We start from the raw sequence: 24278 nt of genomic DNA, 5'->3' as shown, positions 1-24278 counted from the left end.
CCCCATTATCGGAGATTGATCGAGTGAAGAGTGGCCTTCCTTCAAGACTAACGTGCGGTGTTTTCGACCATTTGGATGACGACGGCCGAGATGTCACACGACAATATGAAGATCGTCTCAAGCTGACCGAGGTCTGCGACTCGCTCGGCTTCTACGCTTATCACCTGGCCGAACACCACTGCACACCTCATGGCAGAGGGCCCTCGCCGAACCTGTTTCTTTCGAGCGTCGCGCAGCGCACCCGGCGATTACGCTTCGGTCCGCTCGTCCTGTTGCTCAACCTTTATCATCCGTTGCGCGCATTCGAAGAGATTTGCATGCTTGACCAATTGAGCGGCGGCAGGCTCGAGGTCGGGATAGGCCGCGGCTCCCAGCCGATTGAATGGGGTTATTTCGGCATCACTGCCGACGCTGCACCAAGCCGTTATACGGAAGCCAGTGAAATCCTGAATATTGCGCTGAAGGGACATATGCTATCTTATCATGGACGCTACTTCGAGTTGAGCGACGTACCCTTAACGTTGAGGCCTCATCAACGTCCATATCCGCCTATCTGGATCGCAAGCAATCGGGCTGAGACGGCACAGTGGGCCGCGGCAAATGGCGCCAATCTGGCGTGCATAGGCCCCGCCAGTGTTGTCCGGAACGTTACGGACGCCTACCGCTCCCATCGAGCCCACAATACAGCCGCACATGGCCGCGAGCCATTTCTCGGGCTGGCCCGCATGGTCGTGATTGCGAAGTCTGATCGGGACGCTCATGCGGCGGCCGAAACTGCATATCGGCGATGGCTGGAGAGCTTTAAGTTCCTTTATGAGCTTAACGCCATTTCGACACCGCCCGCCCTTCCGCTGACCTTCGATGCAGCACTTGAAAGCGAATTGTGCGTCGTTGGAACGCCGGCTTCCGTCCGACAGCTCCTTCTTCAGCAGATGGAAGTGGCAGGTGCCAACTACTTGCTTTGCCAGCTTGCATTCGGAAACCTACCGCTGGAGATTTCCCTGCACACCGCAACCGCGATCAAAGCTGAAATTCTCGATAGCTTTGGCTGGTAATGTCTGCATTTGGGGTATCGTATGCGGGGCAAATAACCGAGATGCAGGATGAGCCCTGAGCAATCGCGGGCCTTCATTGCAAAGGCCCGCGAGATCGAAGCGAACGAAGAGCGTTCGGCCGCGGATGAGTTGATAAAGCGGCAGCAAGACGGCAGGAAAAATAACGCGCTTTCGATGTAAGAGAAAGATTACGCGCGTGCGCGATCCACAAACTGGATGCTTCCCATCAACACTTTCGATTTTACCATTTTCAGCCAAATACTCCATAAGTCGATCGCCGGTTTCCGGAAAGCACATTTAACGAATGTCGTGTGAGCAATGGACCCTTTTTGCTTTCAGCCTAGTCGCAGGCCGATTCAAGGTTCTCGTGGCTGCATCGCCAACGACACCCATCAATCTTTGGAGTCGACGCACGTGCCGCGCAAATGCGGTCGGATGGTCAATCGCAATGTCCGGCGCGTAATCTATCGCGATGGCGCCTGCCTTCTCAATCATCCAAAGGCCTCGAAGAAGATCGACTCTCACGCACACTGCTTGGCCAAGGTAAATGCGTGCGCTGCATAGAATTGGGACAGGCGAACTGGCCTCTACGACGGTGCGGGCTGGACTATTTGCCCTGACCAGGGGGGCGCCGCCGACAATCCGACGCTGTCGCGGCTTTCAAAGAAAGCAGTGCGGTCAGCTATCTGACCACGCTAGGCGCAAGCCGCATATCCTCCGCCCAAACCGAGGCAATGATGTCGATCGGTGTGATGAGACCAGCCTAGCGATCTTACTGCCCACCCCTGTACGCCGTGTAATCGTGGAGTCTCACTCTGCTCGCGTCCTCAGTCTTCGTCGGCAGGCGGCTTCCACACCCGTTTCCTACAGACTGACGCTACCCTATCTCCTTCTATGCGCCGGCGCTGTTCGACCATATCCCGGCGCGGTTATCCCTTCTCAGCAATCCTTACCTCACCATCGGAACGAGGGGTGGAGATGCGCGATCTGCCGGTCTTGTGTCTTAGCGCGCCCACCTTCCAGGAGCCCATCCGCACCCTCGTCGGGCCAGGCATCGCCTTTCAACGAACGCAGAGAGAAACCGCAGACGTATGTAGCGGATGTTATTTCTGGGTTGCCTAGCATGGGCTTGGCCATAATTTTCTGGTATGATGAGCAGACCGGTCTGGACCAGTTGACGGAGCGCCTTCAGCAACAGCTTCGTCCAGCGCCAAGCTCTTTTTATGGCACTCTGCCCTGGGGAGCCTCCGGTTACGTCTGGATCGCTATGTCAGGTTACGAGCAATCGCGCAGCAGTTCGGGTCGCACTTCTCGACTCGCGGTCATCAGCGGTGTCCCCGCCGGCTGGAATCACTGCCACTGTCCCACGCGCTGGACCGGCTCGAGATCAAGTGCCGGTTCGCGCTCTCTGCTCGATCGCCTTTGCGGTCCTTTAGCGGCACATGCCTACCACCCTCTTCCTCCGGCGACCGTGCGTGCACACCTTGCCTTGTGCAGCAGCCATTCGTTCTATCGCCGCCTCTGCCGTCTCGCCAACGGGAAAGCACGACCCAACCGTTACTCAACCTGGTTTCTGCATTTAACTACTTTGGAGCAAACACCGTGGAACTTGACCCTTCCAATTCACGCTCAGAGGACCTCGAGGATCGCATCGACCTGCAACTCGACATCGTAGCCGCCCTCATAGGCGAAGAAGGCAACGAGCTCGAAGCGATACGACTGCTAAACGCCCTGACAAACCAAATGATTACGGCGGAACTTGAGCTCGGCCAGCTCGGCGATACGAGAACCGGGGGCCGCGCCGGCGACCAGAAAACGAGGCGACTGTCGCAAGACCGTGGCGTTTACTACCCAGAAGACCTTCAGGTTTTGGGACGCCTTTTCGATCAGGCCGTGGCGGCCTTACCGGCAGTGTTGCGAACTCCCGACAACCAATTGAAGATCGCCAAACTAATTCTATCACGTGCAGCAGCGGACTGAAATGTCGTTTGGCTTTCTCTCCGTTTGATGGCGCGCATCGCGGGGCTGGCTGCTACGGCCGTGCGCGCCAGGGATCGACGACTTGGTGTTTATGACTCACCGTCCCGTCAAGCGCGCCGCTTCCGCTGGCCTTTCCATATCACAACTGTTCGCCACCATTCTCGAAAGCTGGAGCCTGCACCGAGAGCAGGAGGCCACGTTGGATCGCGCAAAGGACGACGGCACGCGGATACTTGTCAGAAAGCAAACAAGCAGTGGTCGGAAAACGCCACACGCTTCAAGAAACGCTTCTTAGCTAGAGACTGCGAAAGGAGCGGAGCGATCCATTTTCATCGATGGTCGGCTTTAGTCGCGATTGGCATGGCCCCGATCTTCCGATTGCGGGAACAATAGCCCAATATCGACCGACACCGAGAAACAAGATCACTTTGGCAACGAAGCCGCGCGAACAACGCGAGCTCGTTCAGTCGCTTCAGAAATATTCGAACGCGCCTGGCAATACGACGTTCGGGGTCATCGGAACTTCAACAAACATCTGTAAATTCATGACGCATCGAGAGCAGCTCGATGCTCCGAGTGTACTGCGGCTCTGAGGTCTTACTTGCTGGGACAAGCCACAGACGCTCGGTTTGCTTTTGCGAAGGTACTTTCCTTGTATCAGGACGTCGTGGAGTGTTGAGATGGATCAGCAGATACAAGATGCTATCGTGAGCGTCGCATTTGATAAGGCCTGGCGCTTTGTTGAGACGGATCCGTTGCTGGCGCATAATCGCAAGACGGTCCTTCATAGCCGGTTGTGCACTTTACTTGAGTCTTCGATAAAGAACGGCGAACGGAATACTTTGAATCTGGCTAACGAGGCGATACGCAGCTTGCGGGCTGAATTGGCGCGGTCGACCGAGCAATAAGGCGCTTGACCCCATACTGCCACACGAGCTTGGCATGTGGGGTCATTATGCGGCGGAAAAATACCGGGGCTGAGCGTGGTGGAGGTGACCCTCCTTCATGTTCAGCCCCTGCTGAGACGAGCACGTTCGCGACGACTGTCGCTTATGCAGCTCTTCTGGTGATCCAAGACCAGTCACCTGGATTCCAGTGCAAGTCGGCGACAAGACGAGACAGCCGCGCTATTACTCGCTGGCGCCAGCAAACGCGATACCGTTTCCTCTCCTGACCCTTGGCTCGGCACGAACTGCGCAACTTCAAGCAAGGGCCTCGTCAAGCACAGCTGCATCCACATCTGTCGATCGAGGGCGAGGTTTAGCTGTGCTAGAGTCGTGACCGGTCCTCAGCAAAGCGATCCGGGCCTGTGATGGATCGTCCCGCATCGCTCACAATTGCAAGTGGTAGCACGAGCCTCCTACCGAAATAATGAACTGGAGCGCCCGAGGCGGCTCCTCGATCAGCGGTTTTCATTTGCCGAACTCTCTAAACGGCGAGCAGGCACGGGACATGCTGGCGCGGCCCGGCTATGTCGCTAATCCGGGACGTATGGAGCCAAAAATCTCGCACATTGGGTCGTGTCACAGGCCATCACGAACTATTCGTGCTCAAGGACCCATCTGCGCGAAGCAACCAGTGTCAAGGCGCAGCCTTTCGCTCGAGGCCGTGCATAGCAAGTTGAGGGCGCCACAACCTGACGCGGTGTGCGATTAGACCCATTTCTTTCGAAGACATGTTGTGCGGCAGTTACAGCAATTCGCGATCATATTGCTAAACGCACGCCGCCGGGGGAGCACCGAAAGGAAACGACACTCGAATGAAAAATATTCTGATTCTGGCCGCAACCATCGGCGCACTCGGTGCGGCCGCTCCCGCATTCGGCACGGACCTGGCCGGGCAGCCCGTCAAGGCCCCGGCGGCATCGCTGCCGGCCGCAGCCCCGATTATCGACTGGTCCGGCTACTATATCGGCCTCAATGGTGGCTGGGGAACGAGCCACAATTGCTGGGATTTCAATGGCGTCACTCCCGAAGGCTGCCATAATTCGACTGGCGGGACCATTGGCGGCCAGATTGGCTATCGTTGGCACATCTTCAACATGGTCTACGGCATCGAAGGTCAGGGCAACTGGGCCGACTTCAGCGGCGCCGATGTCAGCACCGCCTTTCCGGCAAACACCATCGGCACCAAGACAGATGCATTCGGCCTACTCACGGGCCACATCGGCTACGCGTTCAATGCCGTGCTACTGTACGGCAAGGCTGGCGCTGCGGTGACCAGCAATACCTATCACGTAAATTCGGTGGCTACTGGCACCGAGCTCGCCAACAGCAATGATGTCCGTTGGGGTGGCGTGCTGGGCGCGGGTGCCGAAGTCAGCCTCACGCCGAACTGGTCAGCTGGCGTCGAGTACAACCACTTGTTCATGCAGCGAAGCAACGTAAGCTTCCCAACTGCGCTTGGCACCGACAGTGCGCACCAAGACGTCGATCTCATCACGGCACGGCTCAATTACAAGTTTGGCTCGCCTTTTGCTAAATAGAGACCTCCACGCGCTTGCGTGAATCGGAACCCCGACCCCCGGTCGGGGTTCTTTCCGCAGCCGCTCCTCTCCTGCCGGCCCCCAATCCGAGTTCCGAAGCGCCACGTGCGAGCTCGTCTAAGCAATGGATCCACCGGATGGGTGGTGTGGGGCCGAGATGCCGCTAACAGCTGGCGGAACAAATCAGTCGATCCAGCAATTCGTCGATCTCATGAAGTCTCACAACCTCACGAGCGTGATGGTAGCGGACTTCGCCTTGAGCGTCGTATCCTGCGAGCTGGCCGAAGGCACCATCCTCAACATGGCAGAAGCTGGAAGCCAACGAGTTGGCAGCGGGCCGCCCGTCAAATTCAAAGAACGTTGAGGCGAATAGCGATAGCGACCGCTTGAATTCGGCTCGTTGCACCCAGCTTCCGCATCGCATTCTTGACATGAAAGTTGACCGTATTCTCGCTGATTTCCAGGATCTTTCCGATTTCCCATGACGATTTCCCCTCCGCCACCCACCGCATGCAACTGATCTCTCGCTTTGATAGTGCCACTTTTCTCTCGCAACTACTATCATTGCACGGACGAGCGATCTCGCTATAAGCGGTGTGAAAGAGACAGGCCAGCGCGTTGAGATGACCGATGCGGTTCTGAGGATCAGCATCGTCGAACGCGGATGCAAACGACACAACAGATATCCGACCCAACGGGCCGAACAACGGCACGCTCATGCCGTGCTTCAGCCCCGCCTCTCTCGCCTCCTCCAGTACGCGTCTTTCGTCTGGTTGAAGCTGATAGTGATCCGCGAGTTGATCCCACAAAAACGGCCGCGAATGCATCGGCGTCCGCCGGACCACCGGATCGATAGTATGGTACTTGCGCTTGAAGTATCGGTCGCACCAGTCTGGCGGCCACTTCACAGCCACAGTCGGGGGTGGGTACTCCGCCAGGCGAAGTGGCTCAACGAAGTTGAGAGCGCCGTATGCGACTTCACTGAAGCCTTCCTTGGTAGCACAGCCTACAAGAAGCTCGAATAGCGCTCTGAGTGAATGTGTCTGGTTTGCGCATTCGGAGAAGCTAAAGAGGTCCATGATAGGCGCTTGAGTCCGACCGCCGAGTTCCCCGTCGTGGGGTTCGATTGCGCTTGTTTCAGGCGAAGCCAAATTCCAGTCCATGATCTGAACCCGACGGTTAGTTATTCGTGCAGTCTGAGCGCGCGCTCGCCCTGTGCCGGGCGCCATTCGCCGAATTCCTTGCCCTGCCGCCGAGTGCGCCGGCGTGATCCATCAAACACCCGAGATAGGGCCATCATCCTTATCTCCCAGGCTGAGCGGAAGTGATTGGTCCAGTTCGCCGATAGCGCACTGGTCAAATTAGAGATCATCGCTCGTCATCCGCGTTGAAGGACGTGCCACCGGTACGTACCCAACGGTGCCTCCTTGGATGATGCGGACGCCGATAGAAGGTTCGCGGGTCCAGGACCGAGCTGACGATAATAACCAGACAGCGGCTAGAGGCTCGGCTCTGTTAAGCTTGCACGGCGAGAAAACGCAGTCGCGTCCGAACGACGCTTTCGTCTGTCTCGAGGCCGAGCACGACGAGATCCTGGGCTCTGATCTGCGCGATACAGCTAAGCTCGGCCACGCGCTCGGCGGTGCGCGACTCGACGAGCGTCCTGTCAGCATCCATTCTCCGCTGAGAGACGAAGACAACACGAGAGTCATGTCTTTTCCCAATCTTGCGAATTGCCATCGCTAATCGCTCGCGGATCTTCCGCCGTGCGACGGCGCCGGGGACGTGATCGATGAGCAACACGCAACAGCCGGCGCAGAAGCCATACTCCTCGCACCATTGTGCGGCGTCTCATCGAATCCGTCCGGCAGGCCTGGCGCAAACGTACCGAACGTGCAGAAACGAGCCGCGTCAAAGGCGAAGCGAGAGATACTCGTCGCCGCGAGATCTGCTTGATGCGGAGGAGATTTTGCATGCGCTTCTCCAACAGGGAGAGGACCCAGGTTGGACTAGCAAGTGTCGTACCAACTGTTGATTTCACCAAAATCAAACGTCGCGGAGAGGGGTTCGGACGCGCAGGTTGGTTGCGAGGTAGGCGCGTCGAAGCATTTCTGACATGCGAAGGAAAGGCGACAGCACCATTGCGAGGTGCGGCAGGAGATGAGCTACAACAAGAAATGCAGCTCACCCCGTTGACCCCTGGAGTGCCGCCCCCTCAGGGTCTCAACGCAGCCCTATTCCAGCCCAGTCAAGTACCAGCTTCGGCAATTGATCGGACGGTTCAACCATGGCACGCGTTAGGGTACTTGACCGGCCTGCACCTCCGGTCACCGATTTCGGCGAAATGCTTAGATCTGCCCCTAAGCAGAAACACATTTAGACCGCACTTGATGAACGAATCATGATGGGCTCGGTGCAAAGAGGCGAAGATCTTCGCCAACACCGGTGAGGCATGGCTTCTCTGCTCTTCGCAATCATCTCAATGCTCTATGCGAGCGTTGGCCAAGCTGGTGGCACTGCATTCCTCTCGCTAATGGCATTTTTCGGTATGTCGTCGACAGAGATGCGCCCGACGGCGCTTGGTCTCAACATTGTTGTCGCTACTTATTCTACGTGGCTCTTCAACCGCAACAGGATCGTTGACTGGACGATCCTGCGCCCGCTTCTGTTTTCGTCGATGCCAGCGTCGCTTGCCGGTGGCCTGATTGTGCTCGGGGACCACATGTACAAGACGCTGACCGGGCTCGTTCTTGTTCTGGCGAGCGCAGTGATGATCATGCAGCGGGGACGAGCTGCCGATCGTGTTTCCGAACCTCCGCTCGCAGCAAGCGTGAGCTTTGGCGCGGCCCTTGGCCTGGTTTCCGGCCTGACCGGCGTAGGCGGTGGAGTGTTCCTCGCGCCGACGCTCATCACACTGAATTGGGCATCACCGAAGCAGACGGTCGCGTTATCACCCCCTTTTATTCTGGCCAATTCTACGGTCGGCTTCGTCGGAGCTCTTTTCAGCGGCCAATTTCCCTCTCCGGATCTGGCCCTTTACGCCATCTCCGCGCTGGCGGGTGCGGTCGCTGGAACGGTAGTCAGTCTGAACTACCTGAACACGGCAGGCATCAGATTTATCCTCGTGGTGGTTCTGCTCGTTGCCGGCATCCAATTGGTTCTCGCTTGAAAGTCTCAACTCCCATGTTTCGTGGCATCGGCAGGCTATACGCTCAGAGCGGGTGCAACATGATGGCGGCCCGCAGCTTCTGGTCCGCGCCTTGCCTAACTGTGAAGGCCGGCAACGCAAACACGAAAAGCTGTCGGGCCGAGCGACCGATGGGCGGCATTTCGCGATCCCCGCTGATCGTCATGAGCCGAGCGGCCCGTATCTCGGCACATCCCGTTCGCGCACCCCATTTGGCAGTAAGGTCAATGTTGGCGGGGCAGCGTAGCGGATGAAGCGTACCTCCACTCGTCTATGGCTTGCGCGGCCCCTAATCTGGCGCGCAGAATCTATTGCGTATAGTATATCGTCCGATGCATCTGGCCGGGATTGGCTTTGCCATCAGCACAACGTTCAAAGTCGCTGTGAGTTGGTGAGCTGCATTAGACAGCGATGAGAGTCCCCTGAGCCAAGGCGCCCCGACGCACTTCGCCGGGGGGCTGCAAGTGCGCTGGGGTCGCCCCAACATCATCAGTACATCCGTGATGATGCTTGTGGCAATGAGACAACCAGCGTGGCGGAATTGAGGCTTATGCGTTCGACACTAGGGAAGAACGCTCGTTTGGTCGGCTGCGTCAAAGGACTTGAATCGCACGTTGCGTCACGTTGTACTATGGCGCTCCTCGCGCTGTCAGCTAGCCGCCAACTTATCTTGCGTGGCACGAGGGCCATGGATGGAAGGCAACCGCTGAACCCTGTGAGCACCGCATCGACTTTTGCTTGAAAAGAATCCGCTTCGCCGGCTCGTCGGACACGTCTAGCAGCTTCAACCGTGCGCACACGAGAACATTCATATCCTAAACGTCCAGATAATCGCCACACGAGCGGCTCTCTCTTCCTGCTCTGCCCCTAAGCCGCGTTGACTGTAACATCGAAAACGGGACCAGATCTCAGAAACGACTGGTGCGTTTGAGATAACGCAAAGACACAAGAGAGAGCATCGGTCAGCTTTCTGATGTTTGAGCCTGGGAAAGTTAAGCGTTGCAGACCTTCCTCCTAAACAAGTATTGCGATGCTCGCCTGCCTTGGTACACGATCTATCCAACCGTACCGGATTTCTCCGCAGTGGTTGGTGCCAAGACTTGTGAGACATGGCTGAGGCGGCTGCCGCCCCACGAGCCCGTTTCGCTCTATATCCATGTTCCGTTCTGTCACTCTATCTGCTGGTATTGCGGCTTTCCTACAAGCCTCACTCGCAGCCAGCGACCGGTCCGCAATTATTTGGCAGCACTGCGGGACGAGATAAGCTTGGTCGCAGAGCAAGTGCCGCGAGCTCTGCCGGTGAGCGACGTGCATTTCGGTGGCGGGACGCCGACCACCATTGCACCGAGCGATTTTCTCGACTTGATGGAATTCCTGCGACACTGCTTTGCTTTCAGCAAATCAGCTACCATCGCAATAGAAATCGATCCGCGCGGAGTCACGACCGAGATGGTCGAAACGTTACAAGCGGCCGGGATCAGCCGCGCGAGCATCGGCGTGCAAAGCTTCGATCCAGTGGTTCAAAGGTCGGTCAACCGCGTGCAGAGCGAGGAGCTCACAGCTTCGGTCGTCAAAAGTCTACGGCAGCATGGCATAAGCCGCATCAATTTCGACCTTCTCTTCGGACTGCCGCATCAGACAGTGCGGTCCTGCGTCGACTCCGCGCGGACGGCTCTGGCCATGCGACCAGACCGGCTTGCGGTTTTCGGCTATGCTCACGTCCCCTCCTATATGAAACGTCAGCGCCAGATCGACGAGACGGCGCTGCCGGACAATTTCGCCCGCGCTGAGCAAGCCGCGGCTATTGCAGATACGCTGGTCTCGGCAGGCTACCGCCAGATCGGGCTCGACCATTTCGCCCTGCCCAATGACGAGCTTGCGCTGGCGCAGAAATCTGGTCGGCTGCGCCGCAACTCCCTGGGTTATTCGGCTGATGCCTGCAAAACCGTGATCGGCTTAGGTCCGTCAGCCATCGGCCGTCTGCGTGACGGTTACGTCCAGAACGAGATCGCAACCGCTTCCTATCATCAACACATTCAGGCTGGGCGTCTGGCAACGTCAAAAGGCTACTGTCTCACCGCCGAAGATCGCCTCCGCGCCGCAATCATCGAGCGTCTGATGTGCGATTTGCAGGCCGACATACCAGCGATCTGTGCTGCTCACGGATTTGATCCGATTCCTCTTCTCGATTCGGCCGACCGCCTGGGAATGCTTGCCGAAGACGGGATAGTGGCGATCGAAGAGGGATTCATTCGGGTCAAGCAGGAGCACCGGTTTGTGATTCGCGCCGTTGCTGCCGCGTTCGACACTTATCTCGACCGTGCCCCTAAGAACTAAGCCACGGCATGTGAACAGATCGCAAGCCTCTAAGCTCTTGGCGAGGGAGCGATCCGAAGAAGCGCCTCGGGCAGACAGGTCAGATTTCGAGGAAGCAGGATGGTGTGCTGGCACAAGCTTTCAGGTACCGTCTCAAAATTGGCGAGGGCTGATAAAAAAGGGAGCTGATTGTAAGGACAGGCGCAGCGCGCTTGGCCGCCCAGGGCTACGCCTCGATCATGCGGAAAGGGCTCTGCCCCATCTCCCCTGGAGCGCTCTCGATGGTGACAGCCTCAGCGACATGCCGCTGTAGACGCCGGCGCCCGCAGAAGCTTCGGCTATTTTGCGGGTGTAGCCAGTTTTGCCAAGCTACGGTCCACCTCCTCGAGCACAGTTGGAGACTCGACCACGCCTACAGCGTCTCAGACCTCAAGGCTCGGATGTCTTCGGTCCGGCGATCACTCGCGCGCTCCGACGGAAAGAGGTCTCCGTGGTTTGGACCGCCCGAAGCGTTTCCTTTCGACGCTCGAAACAGCCGTGACTGGCGACACAGGAGGCTCGGAAGCAGCAGAAGGGACAGGTATTGAACTCTGCAGGGAATCGATCCGCGACGTCAGCGTGGTGATCTGATCCAGGATCCCTTTTAGCTCATCCCGCTGGGCATTGATCCGATTATTGAGTATTGCGATCTCATCGCCGATTTTCTGCTGTGCCCAGTTTATCTCAAACAAGGCTGCCCTGTCTTCCAGTGACAGGCTCATCGTTGAAGCGAGGTCCCGGGCTTCCGGCTTCTCGACAAACTTCTCAAGGTTAACCCAAAGCCAGGCCCCAGCAGCACACGAGCTGACGAGGACAAGCGGGAGCACCGACACAGGTAGAATCCGTCTTGACGGCCTGTGCAAGAGCCGCCGCAAGTCTGAAGCGGTCGCTTGATCAATCGAGTCCATTGTCCCTCGCTCAGGACTTCGACGCGACAGGCTGCGATGCTCATGCGCTCCGGGAACTGCCAGCGTCGACATAATCAATTGCCGAGCTTCCCGATCGGCTGCTCTGCTCCTATGAAACGCTACTTCTTGAGCAACGCAACGCGACAATTTGCGCGCGTTCTCCGTGATAGCGTCACCAGCGAGCAATGCTCATTTTTGTCGGCAATGGCGCAGCATTTTCTCACCATTCAGAAGAACCTCCGAGATTTTCTTCCCGTGCCACGGCACGAACGAACACCGTCCACTCATTCCTGAGTGTGTTCGATGGAGTCCCGCCTCACGCCTTGCCGAGACCATCAACTTCATTCGGAGCGCGCCACGTAAGCGCCACGGCCGATCGGCAATGGCCGATTGGACCGGCAAGAACTGCACCTGGTCAACTACCAAGTCCGGGAGATTGTTCGAGATGATGGGGACGTGGCAAGCGTGACCAACGACCCCGCGCACGTCAAGGATTGGGATGCAAGACAGGTTTTGCGGCGCTGACGGCAGCCAGCACATGCTCGCCGATACGGGAGCAGTTTCTTTCAATTTCGGACCAAGGGGAAAGCACTCTGCGCTTGTTATCGCCTTTTCGCTAGCGGCTTGTCTGGTCGGCAATTCCGTACGGGCACAAACGGGGAGCAGACTTAGTCCTGGTAACCACGCTTCGGATCAGGCCAGCAAAAGAGGAAAGACTTCCGGTCCGGCCGCAAAGCTCCCGCTCGACCTGATTCATCCGGCAATCCGCTCTCCTGCCCTGGGGCCAGCAGCAGGTCCCGGAGTGCCTTTCGAAAAGAGCGGCAATGCGGACAGGCGTGCTCAGACGAGACCGCAAAAAACGATCGATCCCTTCGAAAGGTACGACAAGCTGCGTGAGAAAGGGACGTGGCTCAACATACCTGGACCTGCGGACACGATCGATCAGGACAGGGACGGCGTTAGGTCGGAGCTGGCAGATGTCGGCATCGGCTACATCGGCTGGACACACAACAGCTTTGTAAACAACCAGCTGCCGAATGCGGCCAGAAGCCCTATCGCAAACCAGCTTTATATGGGCCAGAATCCGACCTTCGCGTCGGCAAACTTCATGATCGTTACCTACGATCTCAGCCGGTTTGGCATTGCCGACGGACAGATTGTCGTAGGAGCCGAGCACCAATACTGGACGTGGGATCGCCCGGGACCAGATCGAGCGGGAATCAATACGCTCGCCTACTACCAGACTTTCTTCGACAGGACGCTAGAACTCAAGCTTGGCTATCTCAGAAACCAAAATGAGTTCACCGGCACATTGTTCGGAGGGATTACAGGATCGAACATGTCTGCCTTGTTCCAGGCAGGGATGAGCACCAATGCTGCGCCGACGCCGGCGGTCAACTTGAAGTACAATTTTGACGATCGCTTGTACAACAAGGTCTCCGTACAGCGCTCAATCAGTCCAGATGGCGTCTATGCCCACATAACCGAGAACCCCACCGGCTTGAATTGGAGCACGGCCAATGCTGGCATCCTTCTCGTTGACGAAGCCGGCTACAAGGGCAAGGCTGCCCCCGGCCTGCCCGACACGTGGCTGCGGGCGGGCGTTGGTTTCAACAGTAGCCGCTACACGAATTTGGCCGACCCCAAGCGACAAAGGGAAAGTGGGAATAATTTTTTCTACATCGCTGCGGACAGGCAGCTCTGGCAGAGCGACGGCCTCGGGTCGCCGTCTCGCGGCATCTATGGCGGCTTCTCCATCATGGGAGCTCCGCCTGACCTCAACAGGATCAGCCAGTATTGCGAGCTTCGTCTTTATGCGAAAGGCCCCTTTGATAGCCGGCCCAGTGATCTGATTGCACTCGTTGCTAGCCAGACGAGCTGGAGCAAATTTGCGGTGGATGCTGCCCTGGCTAAAGGCCAGCTTGCGCATCGTGATACCACGGCAATCACCGGAACATATACCGCCCATCTTGCTCCTGGAATATATGCAGGCGTGGGATTATCATACATTCATAACCCCACAAGCGTAACGCACACGCCTCAAACGGAACACGCGCTCAATCTGTTGGTATCTACGTTGATATTCTTCTGATCATCACAAACGCATCCACTTTCTCGTGACGCACGGGACTTGAGCTTCGCGATCTTTTCGGAGCGACCGGCGCCAGACGAGCCCGTTGGGATGTAAGGCTGCGCCGGCTGTAAGAGCGTATGCACAGAAGATGTCGTTGGATCGCAGGGAGGGTGAGGCAGATTGTGCGGGAGAGCCTGGTCCCGAACGCGGTCATTTCGAGGTTGGCAACCGCGAATAACTCTTCGCCGCGGAACCATATCCAAGTCAGGTTCTCGAAAGCTTGCCCGACTAGGCAGACCTGTTCAGGTGATCCTGGAGTGAGGTTAGCGTGGATCCGCAAAATTTTGACCCGTTTAACGTGCCAGCTTGGTCGCAAGTGCAGCAGGACGTCCCGCAAGAGCCGCAGACGAGCCAAGCCGGACAAGATGGTTTTGAGCAGCACTTGGCTGAGGCAAGGCAGGCCGAACCCGCTCCCGTTGGCGGACGAGGCTCCTATCCCCATCTATCCACTGAAGACGGGGACGTTATCGACAAGGCGATTGCTCAATATGTGGATCAGAAGAACCCACAACCGAACACGGTCAAGCTTTATACTTCGGCACTTCGTCGACTAGCGAATGATCTCCGCGCCCGTGGGCAAACGACTGATCTAAGGGACCACGAGTCCCTGATCAACCACATAGATACCTACTTTCCGAAAGACGCCCTCATGAAGACAGGCGTAAGCGTCCTTCGTGCGTATCATGATTCAGGTCATTTGGTTTCTCGCGGGCGACCGCGCGCACTCCCCTCAGCGAAAGACGCATCTAACGATGGCCGGCAATCCCCGGATGAGGCGATCGATCCACGGGCCCAGAGCAATCTCCTGGCAAGTGAGGAGCTCCCCATCAATCATGAACATGACACAGCTCAATCGAGAGCAGCGAAAAGACAGAGGACGCTGAACGATCTGGAAGAAGTTCTGGTATATCGGAAACCGACCGCAAGCGCCGCTTCAGGAGCAAGTGGCGGAGCAATGCCAGTCGCCTCAACGGGCGTCATAGTCCGGGGGCAGTGGGACAGGCGACCTCTTTATCCGGAGGATGCTGCCGATATCTTCAGGCTTGAGGAGGCGCTTATTGCGGGCGGGACGGCCGCCGTTACGGCGAAGCAGCATGCAGGTTCTCTTATTGGCTATAGCCGCTGGCTCTTCGCAAAAAACAAACCGAGCATTGTTGCTCGGCTAGACGGCAAATCGCTGAGCGATGGCAGTGACGTGCGCGAGTTCAGCGGTGCCTCTAATAGCAAGAGGCTCGTTAAAGCATTAGAGCATCTGCGGACCTTCCGGTCGACCGGGACCGTCGTGCCCATCGTGCGTCCAGGGCGTACTCGCACTAAGCTCAATCCTTCCCCTCAAAACGTTGCGCTCGTCAATCCCGAAGGCGCTTTACTGACAGAACCGACACGCATCGACAGCGCCGCTGCGCAGCACCACGCGGCGTACGAAGCTATTCGGCAACAGGAGCATCAGGAGGGACACGACAACCAACCTGTCTCGTCGGCTCTCCTCGCAGGACCGGGCGTGGTCGATCCAGAGCAGCTTCCTCAAGAGCAGCCTCCGCTCCTGCGGGACCATCTTGATGACCAAGCTATCCCCTCGCCGGTTTCCCTGCCTTCAGAGGAGCTCCAGCAGCTCGAAAAGGACTTGCGTCACGAGCTTCACCGGCAATCGGAGGATCCCCCCTCTTTTTCCTTTGATCCCGAAGAGTTTATCATTGATCCAGACCAGTTCTTTCCAGCGGAGTTTCGGCGACTGCTCGAGGACGAAGACGCACAGGAGCTTGCCGAGGAGCGAGATAGTCAACCCGCCACCTCGGCTTCTATCCAGGAGCAAGTCGCATCCGATTCGGGGCAGTTCCCTCAGGCAGATCTTCCGCGAGTACTGGATCATCTCGATGATCAACCCAGCAACTCGCCAGTCTCTGTCCCTCCAGAGGAGCTGCGGCAACTGGAAAAGGACTTGCATGACGCGCTTCACCGGCCAGGGGAGGATCCGCCTGGCCCGTCGGTTTCCCTTGATCCAGAAAAGCTTACCATGGATTCAGAGCAGTTCTCTCCAGCGGAATTTCCGCGACTGCTCGAGTATCAGGACGCACAGGAGCTTGCAGAAGTGCGCGATGATCAACCCGCCACGTCGGCTTTCATGAAGGAGCGAGTCGCATTCGATTCGGGGCAGCTCCCTGAGGCAGTTCTTCGGAGAGTACTGGATCATCTCGATGATCAACCCAGCCCCTCGCCAGTCTCCGTCCCTCCAGAGGAGCTTCAGCAACTGGAAATGGACTTGCTTGACGCGCTTCACAGACCACGGGACGTTCACCCCGCCCCTTCAGTGTCCATTGATCCAGAAGAATTTACTCTCGACCCAGAGCAGTTCCCTCCGGGGGAGCTTCGGCGACTGCTTGATAATGAATAAGCAGAGGAGCTTTAGAACGGGCGAGATGATCAACCGGCCTCTGCAAGGGCACATCGCATTCGGCGCAGACCAAAGTCCTCAGGAGCGAACTTCGGAAAGTGCTGCAAGGTAGCCAAAGTAAATTAGCACCCCGTCGCCCATATACTTCGCGACGAATAGTTGGCGGGATTCTGGAAACAGACGGCATCAATAAACGTGGCCGCATCATTTGACCAGAGTGCCGTGCTGTTCAAGTGCGGGTACGTGTCATGGGGACGTCCCCGCCCGAAACACTGACTGAGCCAACATCGCCGGCGAAATCAGGCGTGTAATCACGCCCCACACCTCTGCGATCCGCATCGATTGGGTGCCTGGCCAGTCAAGCGCCACGTAGTAGAACGTCTCGCGCGAGCTGCCCACCGCGCATTTGGAATTGAAGCCAGCTTGCTTCTTCACCGAGGTTCGGGATAGACGCGAACGCGCTGGCGTCCTTCGCTTTCCACCAACTCGCCCCTATAAGACATTCCGCGGATCTCGAAATAGGTCGGCCGCCCGGGCTGGGGCATGATGCCCTCGCCTTCCAAAACGCGCACGAGGTAAGGCGGCAGGAACCGCTCCCTATGCTCCCAGCCGCCTCGGATAAGATGGCCAAGATCGACTGCACCTTCCCCGGTTTGTCTTGCGCTTACGATTGGCCGTGGACGATGCAGCGGCCGGGATGGCCCGGCTTCGTTCATCCCAGCGGCGCGCGGGTGATGGATCAGGCGAATATCCCTGCGACCGCCCGGTCCAAATGTCGCCGAATAGCGCTCTCCATTGATCGCAAACTGACTTGGCCCGAACTGGTTTGGCAGCAGATTGATGTTGCCCAAGACATCGATCAGCACGTCTGAAGCCGCCTGCGAGCCGTGCCGCCAGTTGGCGCCGACGATCGCTCCAATGTCCCGCAGCTCCGAAGCCGCCCCCGGCGGTCCTGCGAACGACGAGGCGGCTGCAAATTCAGGTGCTGGCGCAGAGCGCGCATCGTCACGCAAGTCGTGGGGGGTGGGTGGATCCAGATTGACGAAGGACTCCAGACCGCCATAGATGTTTGATGATCGAGGCCTCACGGACGAAGGTGATGCGGGTTCTTGCATCTGTTGCCCAAGCCAGGCCCAGGCTCCCTGGCTCGGGGTGGCTGGAGTGGCAGGAAGCTCGAGCGGCGGATGAGCTTGTGCGGCCCAGTGCGGCGCCGGCACCGGCGAGGCAGGTTCGTGCATTTGGTCGCCGAGCCAATCCCAGGCTCCCGCGCTAGGCGTCGCAGGCGTTGCGGGAAGCAGCTGTGACGGGTCGGCCGGCCATCCGCTTTGCGGCGCCGACATCGATGAGCCAGATCCGTGCATTTGCTCTCCAAGCCATTCCCAAGCTCCCGCGCTCGGCGTGGCTGGCGTTGCGGGAAGCGCTTGTGGCGAGTGGGCCTGGCGAGTAGCTTCCGCAGAAGGCTGACCCAGGTTCTCAGGAGGCGGCAATCCTAGTGCCCTGTTCGCCTCAAGGATTTGCTGATAGAGCCCAAGCCTGACCAGATCAGCGTTGATCTTGCTGTCGCCGGTCTCGTGCTTGTACTCTTCAACGTCCTGAGCCAGTGCAGGCGTGGAAAGTCGGCCAGCGACCGGCGGTCTGTCATGCGTCTGCAGCCACTCACTCAGCCTGAACATGCGGCGAGTTTGCCTGTCGATCGTCTTTGAATCGATCCTGTCAGTTGCCTTTTCCGCCGCCGCCCACATGCGGATGAGGGTTGCGTCCTCAGCATGAGGAGCCAGCCGGCGGACGTCGGCTGCCAAGGCGTTTCCGGCACCGACTTCACGGAGCTTCTTCAGGGCCGCCTTGATGCGCCTGGCGCGGTCCTTCGCGTAAGTGTCGACGTCCTCATCGAGCTCCGCTTCGAGCTGGTGGTTTTCCACATCCGGATTTTCCAGCTGCGCGTTTTCAAGTTCGCGGCGAATTCGATCGGCAATTGAGGGCCTGCCGGCGTCGCTCAGGCGCGCGCTCAAATGGCGCAAATCGGCTGCCGCATTCTTAATGGTGCCGTCGCTGAGATTACCCGCCGCCTTGTTTCGGAAATCTTCAATGAGCTCCTCATCGGCCGAATTGACCCCGCGCGTCCGGCCCGGCTGCCTGGCGTAGTCAATTCGCAGGTTCGTCGAAAGGACGTCAGATTGACCCGTGTCGCGCGACGACTTTCCGCTGCTGCTCCCGCCAAGGGCCTTGCCGATTCCCGACTTGAAGCGTGACCATAATCCGCGGCTTTTTCCGCTCTTGGTCGAGGCGGCAGACTCTGCGTCCGGAACGCTGTAACGTGCGCTGCTGAACAGATCATCTCGCAAACTAGACTGCGGCACTTGCGCCGAAGCGGGAAGCTGAAAGCTAGGAATGTCTACGCTCCGGCGCGTGCCACCTAGCGCACTCTCCCTGAAAGCGGAGTGCGGCGGCACCCGCATCGAACCGCCGAAATCCTCCCGCCGGACTGCTCGACCGCCTGCTGCGGGGACCGGATCATGCGAACTTGACTTGCTCTCATCAGACGGATCGAGATTCAAGTCCTGGAGCCGCCCTTCAAAGTCACGCTGCTCGCTGGGGCTGCCCGCTCGCTGCCCCGTCCGCCCCTGCAGGGCGGCGTACTCCCGCATCCAGGCTCCTGAATCGAAGAATGGGTCAACCGGATCCATCCTGCTCTCCTCATGTTCATATAGACCCTGCAGCAACCCGTAGGCGTGGATTACAGCCAGATAGTAGCTCGTTCAGCAAGAACCAGATTCTCGATTGTTGTAGCCGCAACCTTTCGAAAAGCTGACGGGATCGCTCCAATTTCGCCGCACCTCTTCCCGCCTCCAGTTCGAGCGACGAAATTCATCGACCGACCTGACAATGGATCGCCTGTCGATCGCGCGTCGAACACAAGCATCACGGCCCGAACAGATAGCTGCCTCGTCAACCTGACGGCTGCGTCAGCGCCTCCACAATCGAGGATTTCCGCGCTGCGCGCCTTGGTTCTCCTCACAACTTTTCCATTCAGGGAGCTCTCGTTCCGAAGCGGCTTTCGACGGGACGCAGATACGCCCTCGCCTCGCGCGCAGGAATTTTCATCGCTCGGCAAGACCGAAAGGCCCTGATCGACGGCAGCGCACGTTCCAAGATGCCAAAGCACGTAGGCAGCGATGGGCGAGGCTTCACGATTGTCCTTACGTGCCGCCGCAGAGCAATCATAAATAACTCTCTGCGGCGGCTTGGGAGCCTCATAGTTCGAGGCCATGCTCGGCGAGCACACGGTGCATGACCTCGCCTTTGATCTCGCCAGCGATCTCGTTTCGGACTTGGGCTCCGAGCACCCGCTCGGCATCCGGATCGCCCAGAAGACCATGCTCGGCCAGTCGCTGATTCAAGCGGGTTTGAAACTCTTCGCCCATGGCGTCGACCACCCTGTCTCGCATCGCTGCATGTTCGTCTGGAGCGATGCGCTTCAGCACCGTCTCCCAGGGTTGCCAGCGGCTAGCCATGTAGTTGGTAAACTGGCTTGCTTCCCGCTCCCGGATCAGGTTGAGCGCCTGCGTCGCGTCATCCTCGCTTACGTGAGCGACCTCCAGGAAGCGCATGTCAGGGGCGAGGTGCCTGAGCTCCAGCGGCTCGCGCAGCCGATGTTGATAGGCCAAGTAGACTTCGATGTCGTCTACGTTCGGGTTGCCGCTGGCGAGCGAGTTGATCCTGTCGCGCGCGATCTCGTCCAACGCCTCCAAGCGGAAGGCGACGCGGCCGCGCTGGATCAGATCGCCCAGGCGCTCGTCATATACCCCGTCCTTGACGTCAGCGTTGATGCGCGCGGTCTGCATACCATTCCAGTGCAAGGTGACCCGATCCTCGCAGCTCGTGTTGGCTTCGGAAGCCTGCGCAAACAATTGCTCGCGCAACGTCGGATTGGCGGCCGCATGCCGCAGACCATTAGCCACTGCCTGCCGAAACTCGTCATTGCCGTAGTTCACGGTGCCTCGCAGCCTCTCCAGGAACTGTGCGTAGTCTTGGGCGCCGGGCTCATCCGCAAAGTGCTCCCATTCGGCCAGGGTGGCCGGGTCGTCAGCGAGCCAGTGTGCGGCAGCCTCATGCAGGGATTGCTGCGCAAGCTGCGGTGGCGCTTCAGCCGCCGCCACATGAGCGAGGATGTCGTCCGGCAGCGCGTTATCGCCCAATTCGAGGCTCTCCAGATGGGGGTAGTAGAGGCTATTATTCGGCACAAGAGCATCTAAAAGACCTTCAGGCAGGCTGGTCAGCCGGTTACCGCTGACGTTGAGTGACTGGAGCGTGCTCGGAAGAGGGTCGGGGAGGTTGGCCAATTGATTGCCGCTGACATTGAATTCAATGAGCCACGAGGGCAAGGACTCCGGGAGGTCAGTCAACTGATTGCCACTGACCGCAAGGGAGGTGAGCCCGCTCGGGAGAGCGTGCGGCAGGCTGGTTAGCCGGTTGTCGTTTGCGTTCAGGATCTCGAGCCCGGCCGGAAGGTTAGCCGGCAGACTGGTCAAGCTGTTGTCAGCGACTTCCAGCTCAGAGAGCGTCGCCGGAAGATTGTCCGGCAGACTGGTCAAGCGATTATGGCTAATGAGAAGATGCTGGAGACCGGGTGGGAACATGGCAGGCAGGCTGCTTAGCTCGTTATGCCTGGCGCGCAGCTCCCGCAGCCTTGGCGGCAGGGCAGCCGGTAGAGCGGTGAGTGCGAGCGAAGACAAATCCAGCGAGCGCGAGCCTGTGTTTTCCGAATTCCTGATCCGTGAGCGGCCGTGTCGCCTATTCTCCGTTTCGCCCTGCCCCTCTTCGGCAACCCAATTGTCCAAAATCTGCGCGCGCGCGGAGGCTGGGGTCCGATACCCGGTCAAGGTTTCGACCAAATTCGCTAGGGCACGATTGAAGCCGCCGAGGTAGCTTTCCTGGTCCGCGTCTTCAGAAGGGGCCGAGGAAGAACCTGCACTCCACTGTGCCTGTCCCGTGTTCATCAATTTCTCCATCATCGGAACAAAGATACCCCCGCTTCTCAAGCTCGCGAAGCAGGTGGTTGCAATGATCATTCGAAAGCCGGTGCACGTACACTGCGACTCCCCGGCCGCCTTGAGTGGGCACCGCTTCGCACGAGCTCGAGCACGGCAAATCGATCGATACTGCTGTGAGCTTGCTGCCTTTCGTTGACCAGATAGGTCCGGCAGGACAGTCAACGGGGTAGCGTTTTCTGCCGTTAGCAGGCCTACCTGTCGATCAGCTGACGAGTGTCGCTGCAGAACCTCAGAGTTGCTCAGTTTGCCACTGGTGAGAGAGGCAAGCCAGCTTGCGGCTGAACGGTCAAGTTTTGCAAAGATCAGCTCGACACCGACTGGCACGGCATCTGAGAGGGCACGTGAGCCCTGGCCGCTCGGGCCACCTGCCGCCCTTCGTTTCGAGCTGCTCGGCCGAACAGAGTGCGCTGGCCGCCATTGAGATAAAGCACCATCGCGGCTCTGGGACCCTAGATTGAAGCCGCTACTGCCTTGCGATCCGCACAAACGTGTCGGCTGGAAATAACTCCCCCCCGGTCGAGATCGAGTCGCTGCTCAAAATCGTCGTACCGACAGTCATGCCGGCTTCGATGCCATCGTTACCACCTTGCGGTGATAGTTTGTCAGCTTATCGAAAGCTAAGTCTCTTAGGTGCTGGAGCATGTCACCATGGGCTGAGTCTACTCAGTTTCGTGAGGAGGGGAGGATGGATCCTTTTGAGACCGGGCAGATTCGGCGCGGCGATGACATCCCTTCTGCATCTTCCGGACAGGAGGGCGCGGAAAACGAAGCGGCGGCGCAGTGGAACGAGGTAGTGACAGGCCACGCAGCGAACTCCGGAGATTCTGCCCACCCGGAGGACGACGAAGGCGACGTGCTTGAGAATTGGGCTGCCGAGCCGGAGGTAGGCCCGCTCGAGGATCGGGACGAAGCGGTGCGCCGAGTGAATGCTCTCGGTGAGGCCATGACACTGGATCTTGAATCGCTGTCCCTTACAAGCCTGCCAAGACTTCCGAGCGCTGTCGTTGTGTTTGATGTGCCCTTCAACAGGCTGACCACTCTGCCCGATAGCCTGCCCGCTTCGCTCCGGCGTCTTGACGTTAGGGGTAATCAGCTGACCAGCCTGCCCGCACTTCCGACCGAGCTCAGAGCCCTCGACGCGAGCTCCAACCGGCTGAGGAGCCTGCCTGGGGTCCTACCTGCTGAGCTCGAGCTTCTCGACCTCAGCCACAATCAGTTGCAGGAACTGCCCGAGGCGCTGCCTGCTTCGCTGCAGTTTCTCCGCGCGAGCCACAATCAGTTGACCAATCTACCGGAGGCCCTTCCGGCCGCGCTCCAGTTTATCGACGTCAGCGAAAATCAACTGACGCGTCTGCCGCGGCACCTCCCTGCCTCGCTGGACTTTCTCGACGTCGGCCAAAACCAATTGACGAGCCTACCGGACGACCTGCTGACGCGATTGACGGCTCCTGGCAGCATAGTTCTGACCGACAATCCTCTGCCCGAACAGGTGCTCACGAACCTGGATGCAGCTCTACACGCCGAGGGCTATGCCGGTCCGACCGTCTACCATTCGCGCAATGACGAAAGTGAATTGTCCGAGACAGACGATGAACACGCCGACGCTCTCATTGAAACGGTCGCAGACTGGCTCCGGGGCAATCCACAGGAGGGTGATCGAGAGGTACTGGACGCTTGGCAGCGCGTTGCTGAAGAGCCGGGCGCGCGAGAATACGCGCTCTTCCTTGGCAAACTGTTCGACTCCGTGAACTCTGGCAACGAAGAATTCCGGCAGTCGGTGGCCAATGATCTGCGCCAAGTGGCGGAAAAGCCGGAATTGCGCAAGCGCTACTTCCAACTGGCCCTGGACGCCAACGAGAGCTGCGAGGATCGCAGAACTTTGACCTGGAATGGCATGCAGACCGCACGCCTCATCGCAGAGGTCGAGAACGGCGCCTATAACAACAAGGCCCGGCTTCCCGATCTCATCGATCTGGGGCGGGTCATGTTCCGCCTGGACGCGCTGGAGAGAATTGCGCGCGAGAAGGTTCACGCGTTAGGCTCGGGCAACAACGTCGAAGACATCGACGCCATTGAGGTCCTTCTTGCTTATCAAAATAAGCTTCGCGAGCGGCTGGGGCTGCAACACGTCGCCCCCAACATGCGCTTCTTTGCGGTTTCCGGTGTGACCGACGCTGACGTCGACAGTGCAGAGACATCCGTGCGGAACCGAGAGGCGGCGGAATTCCCCGACTATTTGGCCGTGGACTGGCAACCTTGGGACGACGTGGTGCATCACATCGCGCCGGAAGACCACGCCACGGCGCACGACCAGCTCCTTGCTGCAATGGGGACGGAGTTCGAACGCCGGCTGCAGCAACAGCTCACCGACAAAGGTTTGATCGGGGTCGAAGCTGACCTTGTGGAGGATGCAAAGTTAGAGTTGGGTGCCGCAGTCCGTAGGGAAATCGCTCGTGAGATCATGGGCGCTCTCCGAGATAAGGTGCTCAATGAGAACGGCCTCACCTTATGAACCGGGCTTTGCCGTGTTAGAGCAGCTTCCGGGCTGGTCACTCCCAGGTCGTCCTCAACCCGGATCGTTGTCTCAGCTCGCCGCTGTATCCCAGCCGGGCAGCTATGATCGTCTCGGATATTGTCGAGACCAACCTTCAGTGAACGAAGCCCTTCTCTCTTCTGGGCCGATGAGATTCTGGACTACGAAATCTGCAACCGATGCTGGATCGGAAGGATT

General features: G+C 58.5%; 16 protein-coding genes. 11 read left to right on the top strand and 5 right to left on the bottom strand.

The window, feature by feature from the left end:
- Nucleotides 1–23 precede the first annotated feature (23 nt).
- The 6 genes from P6U28_RS01040 (at nt 24) to P6U28_RS01015 (ending at nt 5884) form a co-directional block, all read left to right on the top strand.
- On the top strand, nt 24–1055 hold the full coding sequence (locus P6U28_RS01040; protein WP_407121514.1) for an LLM class flavin-dependent oxidoreductase: 1032 nt from the start codon (nt 24–26) through the stop codon (nt 1053–1055).
- Nucleotides 1056–1103: 48 nt separating this feature from the next.
- Nucleotides 1104–1235 carry a hypothetical protein gene (locus P6U28_RS01035; protein ID WP_407121513.1) on the top strand — a complete coding sequence of 44 codons (132 nt, stop codon included), beginning with the start codon at nt 1104–1106 and terminating at the stop codon, nt 1233–1235.
- Between the two features lie 1422 nt (nt 1236–2657).
- Nucleotides 2658–3035, top strand: coding sequence for a NolY (locus tag P6U28_RS01030; protein ID WP_407121511.1), 378 nt, complete (start codon nt 2658–2660; stop codon nt 3033–3035).
- A gap of 680 nt (nt 3036–3715) precedes the next feature.
- Nucleotides 3716–3943, top strand: coding sequence for a hypothetical protein (locus tag P6U28_RS01025; RefSeq protein ID WP_407121509.1), 228 nt, complete (start codon nt 3716–3718; stop codon nt 3941–3943).
- Between the two features lie 851 nt (nt 3944–4794).
- A complete protein-coding gene (locus P6U28_RS01020; RefSeq protein ID WP_407121508.1) occupies nt 4795–5520 on the top strand; it encodes an outer membrane protein in 726 nt (241 codons plus the stop codon).
- 157 nt (nt 5521–5677) lie between these two features.
- Nucleotides 5678–5884, top strand: a complete 207-nt coding sequence (locus tag P6U28_RS01015; protein ID WP_407121506.1) for a hypothetical protein — start codon at nt 5678–5680, stop codon at nt 5882–5884.
- On the opposite strand, the gene P6U28_RS01010 is transcribed toward P6U28_RS01015, so the two are convergent.
- Both P6U28_RS01010 and P6U28_RS01005 read right to left on the bottom strand, forming a co-directional pair.
- On the bottom strand, nt 5871–6599 hold the full coding sequence (locus P6U28_RS01010; RefSeq protein ID WP_209294834.1) for a LuxR family transcriptional regulator: 729 nt from the start codon (nt 6597–6599) through the stop codon (nt 5871–5873). The genes P6U28_RS01015 and P6U28_RS01010 overlap by 14 nt on opposite strands.
- Before the next feature lie 436 nt (nt 6600–7035).
- Entirely contained in the window at nt 7036–7323 is a 288-nt protein-coding gene (locus P6U28_RS01005) for a hypothetical protein (protein ID WP_407121504.1), read from the bottom strand.
- Nucleotides 7324–7972: 649 nt separating this feature from the next.
- Between P6U28_RS01005 and P6U28_RS01000 the strand changes: the two genes are divergently transcribed.
- A complete protein-coding gene (locus tag P6U28_RS01000; RefSeq protein WP_407121502.1) occupies nt 7973–8689 on the top strand; it encodes a sulfite exporter TauE/SafE family protein in 717 nt (238 codons plus the stop codon).
- A gap of 1017 nt (nt 8690–9706) precedes the next feature.
- A complete protein-coding gene (hemN, locus tag P6U28_RS00995; protein WP_407121500.1) occupies nt 9707–11044 on the top strand; it encodes an oxygen-independent coproporphyrinogen III oxidase in 1338 nt (445 codons plus the stop codon).
- Between the two features lie 437 nt (nt 11045–11481).
- Here hemN and P6U28_RS00990 read toward each other — a convergent pair whose 3' ends face one another.
- The gene (locus P6U28_RS00990) at nt 11482–11784 is read right to left on the bottom strand and encodes a hypothetical protein (protein ID WP_407121498.1); all 303 of its coding nucleotides are present in this window, start codon (nt 11782–11784) and stop codon (nt 11482–11484) included.
- 685 nt (nt 11785–12469) lie between these two features.
- On the opposite strand from P6U28_RS00990, the gene P6U28_RS00985 reads away from it, so the two are divergent.
- On the top strand, nt 12470–14062 hold the full coding sequence (locus P6U28_RS00985; RefSeq protein WP_407121496.1) for a carbohydrate porin: 1593 nt from the start codon (nt 12470–12472) through the stop codon (nt 14060–14062).
- A 310-nt stretch (nt 14063–14372) separates the two neighbouring features.
- A complete protein-coding gene (locus P6U28_RS00980; RefSeq protein ID WP_407121494.1) occupies nt 14373–16496 on the top strand; it encodes a hypothetical protein in 2124 nt (707 codons plus the stop codon).
- A 431-nt stretch (nt 16497–16927) separates the two neighbouring features.
- Here P6U28_RS00980 and P6U28_RS00975 read toward each other — a convergent pair whose 3' ends face one another.
- Together P6U28_RS00975 and nopM are read right to left on the bottom strand one after the other, a co-directional pair.
- Nucleotides 16928–19180 carry a hypothetical protein gene (locus P6U28_RS00975; RefSeq protein ID WP_407121492.1) on the bottom strand — a complete coding sequence of 751 codons (2253 nt, stop codon included), beginning with the start codon at nt 19178–19180 and terminating at the stop codon, nt 16928–16930.
- A gap of 567 nt (nt 19181–19747) precedes the next feature.
- The gene (gene nopM / locus P6U28_RS00970) at nt 19748–21493 is read right to left on the bottom strand and encodes a T3SS effector NEL-type E3 ubiquitin ligase NopM (RefSeq protein WP_407123180.1); all 1746 of its coding nucleotides are present in this window, start codon (nt 21491–21493) and stop codon (nt 19748–19750) included.
- A 739-nt stretch (nt 21494–22232) separates the two neighbouring features.
- Here nopM and P6U28_RS00965 point away from each other — a divergent pair.
- Complete coding sequence (locus P6U28_RS00965; RefSeq protein ID WP_407121490.1) at nt 22233–24059, top strand: NEL-type E3 ubiquitin ligase domain-containing protein; 1827 nt, start codon at nt 22233–22235, stop codon at nt 24057–24059.
- Nucleotides 24060–24278 lie beyond the last annotated feature (219 nt).

This window comes from Bradyrhizobium sp. STM 3561 (assembly GCF_045571455.1).
GTDB lineage: Bacteria > Pseudomonadota > Alphaproteobacteria > Rhizobiales > Xanthobacteraceae > Bradyrhizobium > Bradyrhizobium vignae.
The sequence above is the reverse complement of the archived record's forward strand: the minus strand, read 5'-3'. Positions and strand labels throughout refer to the sequence as shown.